At 65.5% G+C, this 12,928-nt stretch carries 14 protein-coding genes; 4 read left to right on the top strand and 10 right to left on the bottom strand.

Annotation, left to right across the window (positions count from 1 at the left end; all coding sequences use genetic code 11):
• Positions 1-591, bottom strand: a 591-nt coding sequence (locus ACK5IR_RS14960; protein ID WP_416929973.1) for an Hsp70 family protein, incomplete at its 3' end; no start/stop codon positions are given.
• A 168-nt stretch (positions 592-759) separates the two neighbouring features.
• Here ACK5IR_RS14960 and ACK5IR_RS14965 point away from each other — a divergent pair.
• The 4 genes from ACK5IR_RS14965 (at position 760) to galE (ending at position 4,429) form a co-directional block, all read left to right on the top strand.
• Positions 760-1,392: an alpha-ketoglutarate-dependent dioxygenase AlkB family protein gene (locus ACK5IR_RS14965; protein WP_416929974.1), complete on the top strand. Its 633-nt coding sequence runs from the start codon at positions 760-762 to the stop codon at positions 1,390-1,392.
• Between the two features lie 120 nt (positions 1,393-1,512).
• Positions 1,513-2,313 carry a 3'(2'),5'-bisphosphate nucleotidase CysQ gene (gene cysQ, locus ACK5IR_RS14970; RefSeq protein ID WP_416929975.1) on the top strand — a complete coding sequence of 267 codons (801 nt, stop codon included), beginning with the start codon at positions 1,513-1,515 and terminating at the stop codon, positions 2,311-2,313.
• Positions 2,314-2,536: 223 nt separating this feature from the next.
• Positions 2,537-3,430: a UTP--glucose-1-phosphate uridylyltransferase GalU gene (galU, locus tag ACK5IR_RS14975; RefSeq protein WP_416929976.1), complete on the top strand. Its 894-nt coding sequence runs from the start codon at positions 2,537-2,539 to the stop codon at positions 3,428-3,430.
• Positions 3,431-3,445: 15 nt separating this feature from the next.
• Entirely contained in the window at positions 3,446-4,429 is a 984-nt protein-coding gene (gene galE / locus ACK5IR_RS14980) for a UDP-glucose 4-epimerase GalE (RefSeq protein ID WP_416929977.1), read from the top strand.
• Between the two features lie 62 nt (positions 4,430-4,491).
• Here the strand turns inward: galE and ACK5IR_RS14985 are convergent, their stop codons facing one another.
• The 9 genes from ACK5IR_RS14985 to nusA form a co-directional block, all read right to left on the bottom strand.
• On the bottom strand, positions 4,492-4,956 hold the full coding sequence (locus ACK5IR_RS14985; protein ID WP_416929978.1) for a PTS sugar transporter subunit IIA: 465 nt from the start codon (positions 4,954-4,956) through the stop codon (positions 4,492-4,494).
• A gap of 37 nt (positions 4,957-4,993) precedes the next feature.
• Entirely contained in the window at positions 4,994-5,572 is a 579-nt protein-coding gene (gene hpf, locus ACK5IR_RS14990) for a ribosome hibernation-promoting factor, HPF/YfiA family (protein ID WP_416929979.1), read from the bottom strand.
• A 272-nt stretch (positions 5,573-5,844) separates the two neighbouring features.
• Positions 5,845-6,609 (bottom strand): LPS export ABC transporter ATP-binding protein, encoded by a 765-nt coding sequence (gene lptB, locus ACK5IR_RS14995; RefSeq protein ID WP_416929980.1) that lies wholly within the window; start codon positions 6,607-6,609, stop codon positions 5,845-5,847.
• Positions 6,606-7,118 carry a lipopolysaccharide transport periplasmic protein LptA gene (gene lptA, locus ACK5IR_RS15000; RefSeq protein ID WP_416929981.1) on the bottom strand — a complete coding sequence of 171 codons (513 nt, stop codon included), beginning with the start codon at positions 7,116-7,118 and terminating at the stop codon, positions 6,606-6,608. Before lptA ends, lptB begins: the two co-directional genes overlap by 4 nt.
• An 11-nt stretch (positions 7,119-7,129) precedes the next feature.
• Positions 7,130-7,738 (bottom strand): hypothetical protein, encoded by a 609-nt coding sequence (locus tag ACK5IR_RS15005; RefSeq protein WP_416929982.1) that lies wholly within the window; start codon positions 7,736-7,738, stop codon positions 7,130-7,132.
• A gap of 67 nt (positions 7,739-7,805) precedes the next feature.
• Positions 7,806-8,417 (bottom strand): ribonuclease D, encoded by a 612-nt coding sequence (locus ACK5IR_RS15010; protein WP_416929983.1) that lies wholly within the window; start codon positions 8,415-8,417, stop codon positions 7,806-7,808.
• Between the two features lie 145 nt (positions 8,418-8,562).
• A complete protein-coding gene (gene infB, locus ACK5IR_RS15015; RefSeq protein ID WP_416929984.1) occupies positions 8,563-11,100 on the bottom strand; it encodes a translation initiation factor IF-2 in 2,538 nt (845 codons plus the stop codon).
• Complete coding sequence (locus ACK5IR_RS15020; RefSeq protein WP_416929985.1) at positions 11,097-11,729, bottom strand: RNA-binding protein; 633 nt, start codon at positions 11,727-11,729, stop codon at positions 11,097-11,099. The genes infB and ACK5IR_RS15020 overlap by 4 nt, the downstream gene beginning before the upstream one ends.
• Positions 11,730-11,756: 27 nt before the next feature.
• Positions 11,757-12,928: transcription termination factor NusA (gene nusA, locus ACK5IR_RS15025; RefSeq protein WP_416929986.1), on the bottom strand; the 1,172-nt coding region annotated here is incomplete at its 5' end.

A 12,928-nucleotide genomic window follows, 5' to 3' on the forward strand; every position in this document is an offset into this window, starting at 1 on the left:
CGTGCCGCCGCCGAGGTCGTAGACGGCGATCGTCCTGCTTTCGTTCTTGTCGAGGCCATAGGCCAGCGCTGCCGCGGTCGGCTCGTTGATGATGCGCAGCACCTCAAGCCCGGCGATCTTGCCGGCGTCCTTGGTGGCCTGACGCTGGGCGTCGTTGAAATAGGCGGGAACGGTGATGACGGCCTGCTTGACCTCTTCACCCAGATAGGATTCGGCGGTTTCCTTCATCTTCTGCAGGATGAAGGCGGAAATCTGCGACGGGCTGTATTTCTCGCCACGGGCCTCGACCCAGGCATCGCCGTTGCCGCCATCGATGATCTGGTAGGGAACGATCTTGCGGTCCTTGGCGACCTCGGCATCGTCGACGCGGCGACCGATCAGGCGCTTGACGGCGAAAATGGTGTTTTCGGGGTTGGTCACGGCCTGCCGCTTCGCGGGCTGCCCGACCAGGCGTTCGTTTTCGGTGAAGGCGACGACGGAGGGCGTCGTGCGCGCCCCTTCGGAATTCTCGATGACACGTGGCTGCGATCCGTCCATGATGGCAACGCAGCTGTTGGTGGTCCCGAGGTCGATACCGATGACTTTGGCCATGTGTTTACTACCTCTCTTAAGGCGATTTGCGGGGCCCGGGCCCTGTCAGGCTCCCGCTCCCCTATCCCAATTTGCGCCGGCCGGCTGCCCGGCCTGGCATCCCGGGGTATATAGGAGTGGAGTTCTGACCCTGCAAGCGGCGATGCGACGCGAATTGGTGGTGAAAACATGAGCAAAACGTCTCCCGCTGCGCCCCCGTCGCCAACCCTGACGATTCGCGGCGCGGCGCTCTACCGGGAGATAATCCCGCAAGCGGCACAACGGGCGATACTGGAGGACATAGGCGAGGTGGTCCGTCAGGCGCCGCTCTTCGCCCCCGTCACGGCGCGGGGAAAGCCGATGTCGGTGCGCATGACCTCGGCCGGTGCGGTGGGCTGGGTAAGCGATCGCGGCGGCTATCGGTATCAGGCGCTTCATCCCCGGGGCACGCCGTGGCCGGCGATTCCCGATTCGGTTCTCGGGATCTGGCATCGGGTTGCCGGGCCGGCGCGAATGCCTGACTGCTGCCTTGTGAACCACTACGGCGCCGAGGCGCGAATGGGATTGCATCAGGACCGGGACGAGGCCGATCTGACGCAGCCAGTGGTCTCGATATCGCTGGGCGATGCGGCGCTGTTCCGCATCGGCAATCCGGCGCGCGGCGGCAAAACCGAATCCGTCTGGCTTTCCTCCGGCGACGTTCTGGTGCTGGGCGGGGCAGCACGCCTGCTCTATCACGGCATCGACCGGATTCGGCCCGGCAGTTCGGCGCTTCTGCCGCAGGGCGGGCGCATCAACCTGACGCTCCGGGTGGCGCGCTGAAACCGGGACACGCCCGGCAGGAGCTTGCCGTCGTGCCCCCGGGAGCCGATAAGGCACCTGAATGCGGATGGCGCGATTCATCCTCGGGGTGGACATTCCTTATTTTACAAGGAGATGAAAATGGACTTCGACCGATTGACCCCCGTGATCCGGCGGCTCGCGCTGGAGGCGGGAGAGGCGATCATGGAGATATACAACTCCGACGGCTTTGAAATCCGCGCAAAGCCGGATGAAAGCCCGGTCACCGCCGCCGACGAAGCGGCCGACAGGCTTATCGCCGCCGGTCTGGCCGAGGCTTTTCCGGATGTTCTGGTCGTGACCGAGGAACAGGCGGAATCGCATGCGCAACGGGCAGCGAGCTTTCTGATCGTCGATCCGCTCGACGGCACCAAGGAGTTCGTAAGGCGCCGCGGCGAGTTCCCGGTGAACATCGCCTATGTGGAAAACGGCGGACCGGTGCGCGGCGTGGTCTATGCCCCGGCCAGGGGTCGGCTGTTCTACACCAATGCCAGCGGGCGTTCGGTCGAGGAGAGCGGCGATTTTGCAAGGGACTCCGCCGGCCCGGTCCGGCCGCTTTCGGTCGGCACACCCGACAACGCGGCGCTGATGGTCGTTGCCTCGAAATCGCACCGCGATCAGGCGACCGACGATTACATCGCCCGCTATGCGGTCGGCGATCTGACCAGCGCCGGATCGTCGCTGAAATTCTGCCTCGTCGCGGCGGGCGAGGCCGATCTCTATCCCAGGCTCGGCCGGACGATGGAATGGGACACTGCCGCGGCAGATGCGGTGTTGCGGGGGGCCGGCGGGCGAATGGTGCGCTTCGACGATCATTCGGAGTTTCTCTACGGCAAGCCGGGCTACGAGAACCCGTTCTTCATCGCCTTCGCGCCGGGGGTCGATCTCAAGGCGCCGGCATAGCCGGCCCGGCATGGCAACCCGTGCGGCAATCGGCGGAAAACAGGCGATTTCAACGCGGCAACTGAGCGGGAAACAGCCGCGACAGAATCCGTTTCCCGATGATCGCCACCGATTGTCCACGACATCCCACGCCGACATCCGTTATGGTGTCGGCAACCCCGCGCAACGGCGCCGGCCGGCCCGGCAGCCTCGCGGGAAATACAGACCAGAAGGAACTTGGCACATGAAACGCAAGGTCACAAAAGCCGTCTTTCCGGTGGCGGGGCTCGGGACACGGTTCCTTCCCGCAACCAAGTCGGTGCCGAAGGAAATCATGACCCTGGTCGACCGGCCGCTCATTCAATACGCCATCGACGAGGCGCGTGCCGCCGGAATCAAGGAATTCATCTTCGTGACCTCGCGCGGCAAGAGCGCGCTGGAGGATTATTTCGACCGCGCACCCGAGCTCGAGGCCGCGCTTGAAACCAAGGGCAAGCAGGATTTGCTCGAGGCGCTCGAACAGACCTACATGGAGAGCGGCGCGATCGCCTATATCCGTCAGCACCGGCCGCTGGGCCTGGGGCACGCGGTATGGTGCGCCCGCCGCCTGATCGGCGACGAACCCTTCGCCGTCATGCTTCCCGACGACGTGATCGCCGGCGAGAAGAGTTGTCTGCAACAGATGGTCGAGGCGCACGAGGAAACCGGCGGCTGCATGGTCGCCGCGATGGAGGTTCCGCCGAGCAGGACCTCGTCCTACGGTGTCCTTGATGTAAAGGAGGGGAATGGCCGGCTGATGCGCCTGCGCGGCATGGTCGAAAAGCCCGCCGCCGGAACGGCACCGTCGAATCTGGCGGTGATCGGCCGTTACATCCTGACCCCACAGGTGATGGAAAACCTGAACCGGATGAAGAAGGGCGCGGGGGGCGAAATCCAGCTTACCGATGCCATCGCCGACGAACTGGTGGCCGGGCGCGATGTCTTCGGCTACCAGTTCGAGGGCGACCGGTTCGACTGCGGCTCGAAATCGGGCTTCCTGCAGGCCACCGTCGCCTTCGGGCTGTCACGTCCGGACCTGCGCGACGAGCTTGCCAGGTATCTCGACAACCTGATGGCACACCGGAACGCGGCCCAGTAAGCGCAGGATACCGACATGACGAAAATTCTGGTCACCGGCGGGGCGGGATATATCGGCTCGCACGCCTGCAAGGTGCTGGCCCGCGAAGGCTATACGCCCGTCGTCTTCGACAACCTATCGACCGGATGGGAGCAGGCGGCGAAGTTCGGACCGCTCGAAAGGGGCGACCTGCTCGACCGGGCGCAGATCGATGCGGCCTTCGCGCGCCACAGGCCGGCGGCGGTCATGCATTTCGCCGCCCTCAGCCAGGTGGGCGAATCCATGCTGGTGCCGGGCTGGTACTGGCGGTCGAACATCCTCGGCGCCGCCAACCTTGCCGAAGCGGCCGTCGCCGCCGGATGCCAGCGGTTCATCTTCTCCTCGACCTGCGCGACATACGGCGATCAGGATGGCGTGGTTCTGGACGAAAACAGCCTTCAGGCGCCGATCAACGCCTACGGCGCCTCGAAACGGGCGATCGAGGATCTGCTGTCGAATTTCGACGCCAGCTTCGGTCTGAAAAACGTGATCTTCCGCTACTTCAACGTCGCCGGCGCCGACGAAGAGGCCGAAGTGGGCGAGTTTCATCAGCCCGAGACCCATCTCATTCCGCTGGTGCTCGACGCCATCGACGGAACGCGCCCGAAACTGACGATCTACGGAACCGATTACGATACGCCCGACGGCACCTGCATCCGCGACTACGTTCACGTGATGGATCTGGTCGAGGCGCATGTACTGGGGCTGAAATGGCTCGAATCCGGGCGCGACAGCCGTGCCTTCAACCTCGGCACCGGCAGCGGATTCTCGGTGCGCGAGGTGATGGATGCCGCCGGTGCGGTGACCAACCGGGCTGTTCCGTTCGAGGAAGGGCCGCGCCGTGCCGGCGACGCAACGCGGCTGGTCTCGGGCAGCAACCGCGCCATCGACGAACTGGGCTGGCAACCACGCCGTTCAACCATGCCGCAGATGATCGGCGATGCGTGGCGCTGGCACAAGACCGGGGGTTACGGCGCGTAGGAGGCCGGCTCTCGGCTCTGCCGCATGACCGGCCGAACCGGCGATCAGGGGGATTATGCCGATCAGGCGGCCTGGGGCGAGACCCCCGCCGTCAGCACCGTATAGAGCGTTCCCGGATTGTCGTTTGCCCGCAGCTTGGCACAGACGGCGCTGTCGCGCATGGTGCGCGAGATCAGCGCCAGCGCCTTCAGGTGGTCCACCCCCGACCCTTCGGGCGCGAACAGGGCAAAGACCAGATCGACCGGCTGCCGGTCGACCGCGTCGTAATCGAGCGGTCGCTCGATCTTGAGAAAGACCCCGTGGATCTGCGTTGCCAGGGCGAGCCGGGCGTGGGGCAGGGCAACGCCCTTGCCCACCCCGGTCGGACCCAGACGCTCGCGGTCGAGCAATGCCTCGACCGCGAGGGACGCATCGATCCCATAGGCCGCTTCCGCGATTTCGGCGAGCCGCAGAAACAACCGCTTCTTGCTGCTCGCCTCGGAGATCACCTTGACCGCCTCGGGTCTCAGGATGCTCGAAAGGTCCATGTCCTGTCCGCTCGCCTCGGCTTTCGCCTGGGCCGGATCAACCTCCGGATTTCGGATCGATCCAGCCGATGTTTCCGTCTTCGCGGCGATACACCACGTTCACTCCGTCCCTGCCTTCGGGCCGGAACACAAGAACCGGCGCGCCGGCGAGTTCCATCTGCATGACGGCTTCGCCCACGCTCAGATTTGGGATCTGCGTTTCCATCTCCGCGATGATGATCGGCTGGAGATAGTCGGTTTCCTGATCCTCGCTCCCCTCGTCAGATGCGGCGAGGATATACGAGGCCGCGCCGTAGACTTCAACCGGCTCCTTGCGATCCTTGTGATGATCCTTGAGCCGTCGCTTGTAGCGGCGAAGCTGCTTTTCCATCTTTTCGCGGCAATCGTCGAAGGCTGCGTAGATGTCGCTCGCACGCCCCTTTGCGGTGCTGTTCAAACCGGTCGAAAGATGTACAGTCGCCTCGCACAGATACTCGTGAGCACGCTTCGAGAAGATCACCTGGGCATCCGTGGGCCGCTCCGCGTATTTCGCGACCGCTTCGCCCAGCTCCGACCGGACATGATCTTGCAGGGCTGAACCGATGTCGATCTGGTGACCACTGATCTGATAGCGCATCTCGCCTCCTTACAGTTGAGTTTGGTCCGCTCACCGGAAGGTGGGCGAAACCGATGGAAAATTCGTTGAGAAGGGCCGGATCGCAAGACTGGTCCGCCTGCCGCGACCGGCCTGTCGGCGGGTTGCTGATCCGGCTTGTTCGATGGCGAAAAACTCAGGCATCTTCCCTCTCATTTGGCGCCGGAACCATACCCGTTGTCAACGCCGTCATATCGGGGACCGTTGAATTTCGCCGCAGCGGCGCACCCGGAACGGGCATCCCGAAAGCTGCTTCAGCCGATACGGAAATTCTGCCCCAGATAGACGCGGCGCACGTTCTCGTCGCGCACCACATCCTCGGCGGTACCGCTCATCAGCACCTTCCCGTCATGCAGGATATAGGCGCGATCGACGATCTCCAGGGTCTCGCGCACGTTGTGATCGGTGATCAGCACGCCAATGCCGCGATTCTTGAGATCCATGACCAGATGCCGGATATCGCCGACCGAAATCGGATCGACGCCGGCGAAGGGTTCGTCGAGCAGCAGGTAGTTGGGGTCCGCCGCCAGGCAGCGCGCGATCTCGACCCGCCGCCGCTCTCCACCCGAAAGCGACAGCGCCGAGGCGCGCCTGAGATGCTCGATACCGAATTCCGACAGCAGATCCTCGAGCCGTTCGCGCCGCTTGTGACGGTCCTTCACCGCGATCTCGAGAATCGCCATGACGTTGTCTTCGACCGACATGCCACGGAAGATCGACACCTCCTGCGGCAGGTAGCCGATGCCATAGCGCGCGCGCCGGTACATCGGCAGCGTGGTGACATCGCGCCCGTCGATCTGCACCAGCCCGCTGTCGGGCGTGACCAGGCCGGCCACGGAATAGAAGCACGTCGTCTTGCCCGACCCGTTGGGCCCGAGCAGCGCCACCACCTCGCCGCGCTGAAGGTTCATGGTGACGTCGTGGATCACCGGGCGCCGGCGATAGCTTTTGCGCAACTGCACGATCTGCAATCCGCCAGGCCCGGGCGCAACGGACAGGCCACGCTCGGCGTGTTTCACTGCCCCGGCTCCGCCACTGTCTCGGAATTGAAGACCACCCGTACCCGGCCTTCCATCATGCCGGTCCCGGTTCCGAGGTTCACCGTCAGCTTCTGGCCGGCCATGGCGTTTTCGCCCTGGGTCAGCACAACGTCTCCGGTCAGGACCACCACCCCGGTTTCGAGCGTGTAAAGCGCCTCGGCGGCTTCGGCGGCCTCTCCGCCGTTGACCAGCGTCACCCCGCCGGTGGCATGCAGGCTCCTGATCTCGTTACTGCCGGCGGCATTGGTCCCGTAGGTTACATCGACCTTGTCTCCGGTCATGCGCATCTGCCCCTGACCGATGACGACATTGCCGGTAAAGACCGCCCGGCCATCGCTCTGCCGGACATCGAGCTGATCGGAGGTCACCTCGACGGGTTTCGAGGAATCGTAGTCCGCCACTCCGAACCCGACCTGCGTTCCCTGCGCGGGAGCTTCGGTCGCAAGAGCGGCAAACAGGGCGGACATCAGCAGAAAACGGACCGTCACGGCATGGCACCTCACTGGCTTGGCGGCACGTATAGCAGCCGGACGCCGCCCTTGAAAGCCACGCTCACCTCGTTTTCGGCGGCCCCGGGCGCAACGTCCATCCGGCCGGCCGCGATCCGCCCGAGCGGACCCTCGGCGACAACCGGGCCGGGGCTGATCAGGTCGATCCGGTCGAGCGCGGTTTCCATCTCGTCCGAGCGGATCGTGTAGCCCGTCGAGGTGACAACCTCGACCGCGCCGCGCAGCGTCGCGCGCGAACTGTCGGCCACCAACGTCCCGCCCAGCGCCGAAACGTCGAGCCGGCTGGCATCGCCGGTATCCAGCGAGCCGCGAAACTCCTCGGCATCGACGACGTTCAGATCGCCGCCGCGCGGCATCGCGCTGCGCGCCGAGATCTCGATCCGCCGCCCGTCCCGCATCACACCGGCGAATCTCGGCTCGTCGACGCGCTGCTGCCGCGCCATCTGCGCCAGGTCGCGTTCGGAAAAGGGCAGCTTGCCACCGGGGTCGTTGGATCGCGCGATCAGAAACAGCGTCGAAAGCAGCGCGAGCGCCGTCAGCGGCAGGATCACCTTGAGCCAGGCGACCACGCGCGAATGAAGGTTGTCGCGGGCGGCCATCAGCCTAGCGATCCTGCCGGCGCGGACAGGCCGGAGCCGGTATCCTGCAACCGCTCATGCCCGGGCCTCAATGCGCGAAGATGTCGATCTCGGGCCAGCCGGCCAGATCGAGTTGGGCGCGCATGGGAAGGAAATCGAAACAGGCCTGCGCCATGGCGCTGCGTCCCTCGCGGACAAGCCGCGCATCGAGCTCCTCGCGGATGCGGTGCAGATAAAGCACGTCCGACGCGGCGTATTCCCGCTGCGCCACGCTCAGTTCGGCGGCACCCCAGTCGCTCGACTGCTGCTGCTTCGATATGTCGATCCCCAGCAGTTCCTGGCACAGATACCTGAGACCATGCCGGTCGGTATAGGTACGCACCAGCTTCGAGGCGATCTTGGTGCACCATACCGGTGCGGCGACCACCCCGAAGGCATGGGCGAGCGCGGCAATGTCAAACCGTCCGAAGTGAAACAGCTTCAGCACCCGTGGATCGCCCAGCAGGGCGGCGAGGTTGGGCGCTGCGGTCTGGCCCTGTGCAACCTGTACCAGATGCGCATCGCCATCCCCCGCCGAAAGCTGCACCAGACACAGCCTGTCGCGATGCGGGTTCAGGCCCATTGTCTCGCAGTCGATCGCGACAACGGGGCCGAGATCGAGGCCATCGGGCAGATCGGCAGTATGAAGGTAGATGGTCATCGCGGCTATCCGGATTGCTGTCTGCTGCCAGATACGGGGTTGACGGCGCGAATTCAATGCCGGCCGGCGGCGCGATCAGTCCGGCAGGAATGAAACGCCCCGCCAAAGGGCAGGGCGTTCGGTCGTTCCGGTCCGGCGACGGGGATCAGGCCAGCGTACGTTCGACCTCGTGGCGTTCGAAGATCTCGATGACATCGCCCTGGCGGATATCCTCGTAATTCTCGAAGGCCATGCCGCATTCCTGACCCGACTGGACCTCGGAAACCTCGTCCTTGAAGCGCTTGAGCGTCTTCAGCGTGCCTTCATGGATCACCACGTCGTCGCGCAGAAGCCGCACGCCGGCGGACCGGCGGGCAACGCCCTCTGTCACCAGACAGCCGGCAACCCTGCCAACCCCCGAGACCCTGAAGACCTCCTTGATCTCGGCATAGCCGATGAACTTCTCTCGTACCTCGGCCGAAAGCAGGCCCGAGGCCGCCGCCTTCACATCGTCGACCAGATCGTAGATCACCGAATAATCGCGGATCTCCACGCCCTTCTGGTTGGCGGCGGCGCGCGCCGGCGCATTGGCGCGGACGTTGAAGCCGATCACCGGCGCCCCGCTGGCCTCGGCCAGCGTGATGTCGGATTCGGTGATCGCCCCCACCCCGGAATGCAGCAGGCGCACGCGCACCTCGTCGTTGCCGATCTTTTCCATTGCCTGGGCAATGGCCTCGGCCGAGCCTTGCACGTCGGCCTTGACCAGAACCGGCAGTTCCTTGACGTTCTCGTCCTGCTTGGCCTTGGCCAGAAGCTGTTCGAGCGTGGTTGCAGACCCCGCGGCGGCACGTTTCTCCTTGGCGGCATCCTCGCGATACTTCGCGATCTCGCGCGCCTGGGATTCGGTTTCGACGACGTTCAGAACGTCGCCCGCCTCGGGGGTGCCGTTCAGGCCCAGCACCTCGACCGGAACCGACGGGCCGGCCTCGCTGACGCGCTCGCCCTTGTCGTTGACCAGCGCGCGGACCTTGCCCCACTGCTCGCCGACGACAAAGATATCGCCCTGACGCAGCGTTCCGTTCTGAACCAGAACGGTGGCGACCGGACCGCGGCCCACATCGAGCTGCGCCTCGATCACCGCGCCCGCCGCGGCACGATCCGGGTTGGCCTTGAGTTCGAGAATTTCGGATTGCAGCGCGATGGCGTCGAGCAGTTCTTCCAGGCCTTCGCCCGTCTTGGCCGAAACCTCGACATCCTGCACCTCGCCCGACATCGCCTCGACGATCACCTCGTACTGGAGCAGTTCGGTGCGCACCTTCTGCGGGTCGGCCTCGGGCCGGTCGATCTTGTTGATCGCCACGATCATCGGCACACCGGCCGCCTTGGCGTGGTTGATCGCCTCGACGGTCTGCGGCATCACCGAATCGTCGGCCGCCACCACCAGCACCACGATATCGGTCACCTGCGCACCGCGGGCGCGCATCGAGGTGAACGCGGCGTGGCCCGGCGTGTCGAGGAAGGTCAGAAGCTGCCCGCCATCGGTCACCACCTGATAGGCGCCGATATGCTGGGTGATCCCGCCGGCCTCGCCCGAGACCACCTTGGAATGGCGGATCGCATCGAGCAGCGAGGTCTTGCCGTGATCGACGTGGCCCATCACGGTGATGACCGGCGGACGCGGCTGGAGATCTTCCTCCTTGTCCTCGACCGAGTCGATAACATCCTCGACGTCGGCATCCGAAACGCGCTGCACGCGATGGCCGAATTCCTCGATGATCAGTTCGGCGGTGTCGGCGTCGACCGACTGGTTCTGCGTCACCATCATGCCGTTCTGCATCAGCGCCTTGATGACGTCGACCACGCGTTCGGCCATCCGGTTGGCAAGCTCGGAAACCACGATGGTTTCGGGAAGCTGCACGTCACGCACGACCTTCTCGCGCGCCTCGCCGCCGCCCATCGCCTTCTGGCGGGCGCGCTCCTGCTTGCGCTTCATCGCCGCGAGGGACCGCTGCCGGCCGCCCTCGCCGCCCGAAAGCGCCTGGTTGAGCGTCAGCTTGCCCGATCGCCGGCCATCGTCGCGCGCCTTGCCGCGGCCTTCGCGCTGCCGATCCTCGCGATCGGTCTTGCGCGGTCCGGCATCGGGCCTGGTAAAGTTCCGCTGCGCCGGGGAATCGCGCTCGGCGGCGGATTCGCCGGTCGCCGCAGGCTCTGCCGCAGGCGCGGGCGCGGCCTGCTGCGTCTTGCGGGCTTCCTTCTCGCGCTCGGCGGCCTCGGCGGCCTCGCGCTCGCGGCGTGCATCCTCTTCGGCCTTGGCCTTCAGCGCCTCTTCGCGCTCACGCTCCTCGCGTTCCCTGGCCTCGGCCTCCTCGCGGCGGCGCTGGCGTTCTTCCTCGCGGCGCTTTTCCTCGGCCTCGCGCTCGGCGGCCTCTTCGACCTCCCGCGCCTTGGCGGCCTGAAGCGCCTTGAGGCGGCGTTCCATCTCGACATCGGAAATGCCCGCAGGTCTGCGCTTGGGATCCCCGCCAGCGGACGCACCGCCGCCGCCGGAAGCCTTGCCAGCCCCGGCTTTCGGCACCACGACCCGTTTGCGCTTCGTTTCCACCACGACATTCTTGGTCCGTCCGTGGCTGAAACTCTGCTTTACCGAGCCCGAGCGGGTACCGCCCTTCAGGCCCAAGGTCTTCTTGCCGTCATTCTCGCTCATGCGATCCCATCGTCCTTTCCGGGGCCGCTCGCCCCGATCGTGCCGCGCAGGCCGGAAAGCCGTGTGGCGTCCTCAACGATCCGACTCGCGAGTCCCCCGGCACACAGCGCCGCGTGTATTACATGGTCTCGACCGAAGGACAAACCCATTTCACTGGCCGTCAGACAATCGATATACCTGCCTTCCTCCGGCGGAAGGCGCAGTTTGCTCTTTCCGCGCACCGACCCGTCCGAGGCCTGCAGCAGAACCGCCGCATCGCCCGACTGGATCAGCCCGCGGACCTTCTCGTAGCCCGCCACGGCACTCCCCGCCTTGCGCGCCAGCGACAGAAGATCCGTCACCCGGCGCGCCAGGCCCGCCTCGACGGCGGCGACCAGCCCCTCGGGAACCGTCACCTGCCGCTTCGCGCCCCGGCTGAAAAGCCGCTTGCCCACCGCCAGGTCGAGCGCCGCGCGGTCGGCCGAAACCCAGATGCCGCGCCCCGGCAGCTTGCCGGCCAGATCCGGCACCACCGATTCGTCGGGCCCGACGACGAAGCGGATCATCTCCGCCTTCGGCCGGACCCTGCCGGTGGCGATGCAGCGCCGCCCGGCGACCCCGCAATCCCTGTTCTGCCCGCCGCGCCCCAAGGCCAGCCTCCGATCCGGCACCTGCGATCAGGCGCCGGCCTCCCCGGTCTCTTCGCCGGTCTCGCTGTCGCCCTCCGTTTCCAGATCGGCCGGATCGACCCAGCCAAGCTGGATGCGGGCGGTCATCACCATGTCCTGTGCCTCGGCCAGCGAGACGTCGAACTTTTCGAGCAGGCCGTCGTCCTTGACACGCTCGCCGTTCACCGTGGTCCAGCCGCCGGCCAGTTCCCAGTCGGCGCAGGTGGCAAAATCCTCCAGCGTCTTCACGCCGTCCTCGGCCAGCGCCTCGATCATGTGCGGCGTCAGGCCCTCGAAATCGATCAGGCTCTGCTCGACCCCCAGTTCGCGGGCATGTTCCAGCGCCTTGCGGTTCGTCTCCTCGATATGATCCCGGGCCCGGGCCTGCAACTCGGCCGCCGTATCCTCGTCGACACCGTCGATCACCAGAAGCTCGTCGATATCGACATAGGCGACCTCCTCGAGATTGGTAAAGCCCTCGGCCACCAGAAGCTGGGCGAAGAACTCGTCCAGATCGAGCGTCTCCATGAAAAGCTGCGTGCGCTCCTCGAATTCGCGCTGGCGGCGCTGGCTTTCCTCCTCCTCGGTCATGATGTCGATATCGAGCCCGGTGAGTTGACTCGCCAGCCGCACGTTCTGGCCGCGCCGCCCGATGGCAAGCGAAAGCTGTTCGTCGGGCACCACAACCTCGATGCGCTCGGCCTCCTCGTCGAGCACCACCTTGGACACCTCGGCCGGTTGCAGCGCGTTGACCAGGAAGGTCGGCACGTCCTCGTTCCACGGAATGATGTCGATCTTCTCGCCCTGAAGCTCGTTCACCACAGCCTGCACGCGCGAGCCGCGCATGCCGACGCAGGCACCGACCGGATCGATCGAACTGTCATAGGAGACGACCGCGATCTTGGCGCGCGAGCCCGGATCGCGGGCCACCGCCTTGATCTCGATGATGCCGTCATAGATCTCCGGCACTTCCATCTTGAACAGTTCCGCCATGAATTCCGGCGCCGTGCGGGAAAGGAAGATCTGCGGGCCACGGGCCTCGCGGCGCACATCCTTGATGAAGCAGCGGATGCGGTCGCCGTTGCGATAGCTCTCGCGGCCGATCTTCTCGTTGCGGCGCAGGATGCCCTCGCCACGGCCGATATCGACGATGACGTTGCCGTATTCCTCGCGCTTGACGA

Source organism: Tropicimonas sp., from assembly GCF_047971885.1.
Lineage (GTDB): Bacteria > Pseudomonadota > Alphaproteobacteria > Rhodobacterales > Rhodobacteraceae > Tropicimonas.

Coding starts and splice junctions, on each gene's coding strand:
- galE (WP_416929977.1), top strand. CDS start 3,446: ATGACGAAAATTCTGGTCACCGGCGGGGCGGGATATATCGGCTCGCAC.
- ACK5IR_RS14985 (WP_416929978.1), bottom strand. CDS start 4,956: ATGGACCTTTCGAGCATCCTGAGACCCGAGGCGGTCAAGGTGATCTCC.
- infB (WP_416929984.1), bottom strand. CDS start 11,100: ATGAGCGAGAATGACGGCAAGAAGACCTTGGGCCTGAAGGGCGGTACC.
- galU (WP_416929976.1), top strand. CDS start 2,537: ATGAAACGCAAGGTCACAAAAGCCGTCTTTCCGGTGGCGGGGCTCGGG.
- ACK5IR_RS15010 (WP_416929983.1), bottom strand. CDS start 8,417: ATGACCATCTACCTTCATACTGCCGATCTGCCCGATGGCCTCGATCTC.
- ACK5IR_RS15005 (WP_416929982.1), bottom strand. CDS start 7,738: ATGGCCGCCCGCGACAACCTTCATTCGCGCGTGGTCGCCTGGCTCAAG.
- hpf (WP_416929979.1), bottom strand. CDS start 5,572: ATGCGCTATCAGATCAGTGGTCACCAGATCGACATCGGTTCAGCCCTG.
- ACK5IR_RS14965 (WP_416929974.1), top strand. CDS start 760: ATGAGCAAAACGTCTCCCGCTGCGCCCCCGTCGCCAACCCTGACGATT.
- cysQ (WP_416929975.1), top strand. CDS start 1,513: ATGGACTTCGACCGATTGACCCCCGTGATCCGGCGGCTCGCGCTGGAG.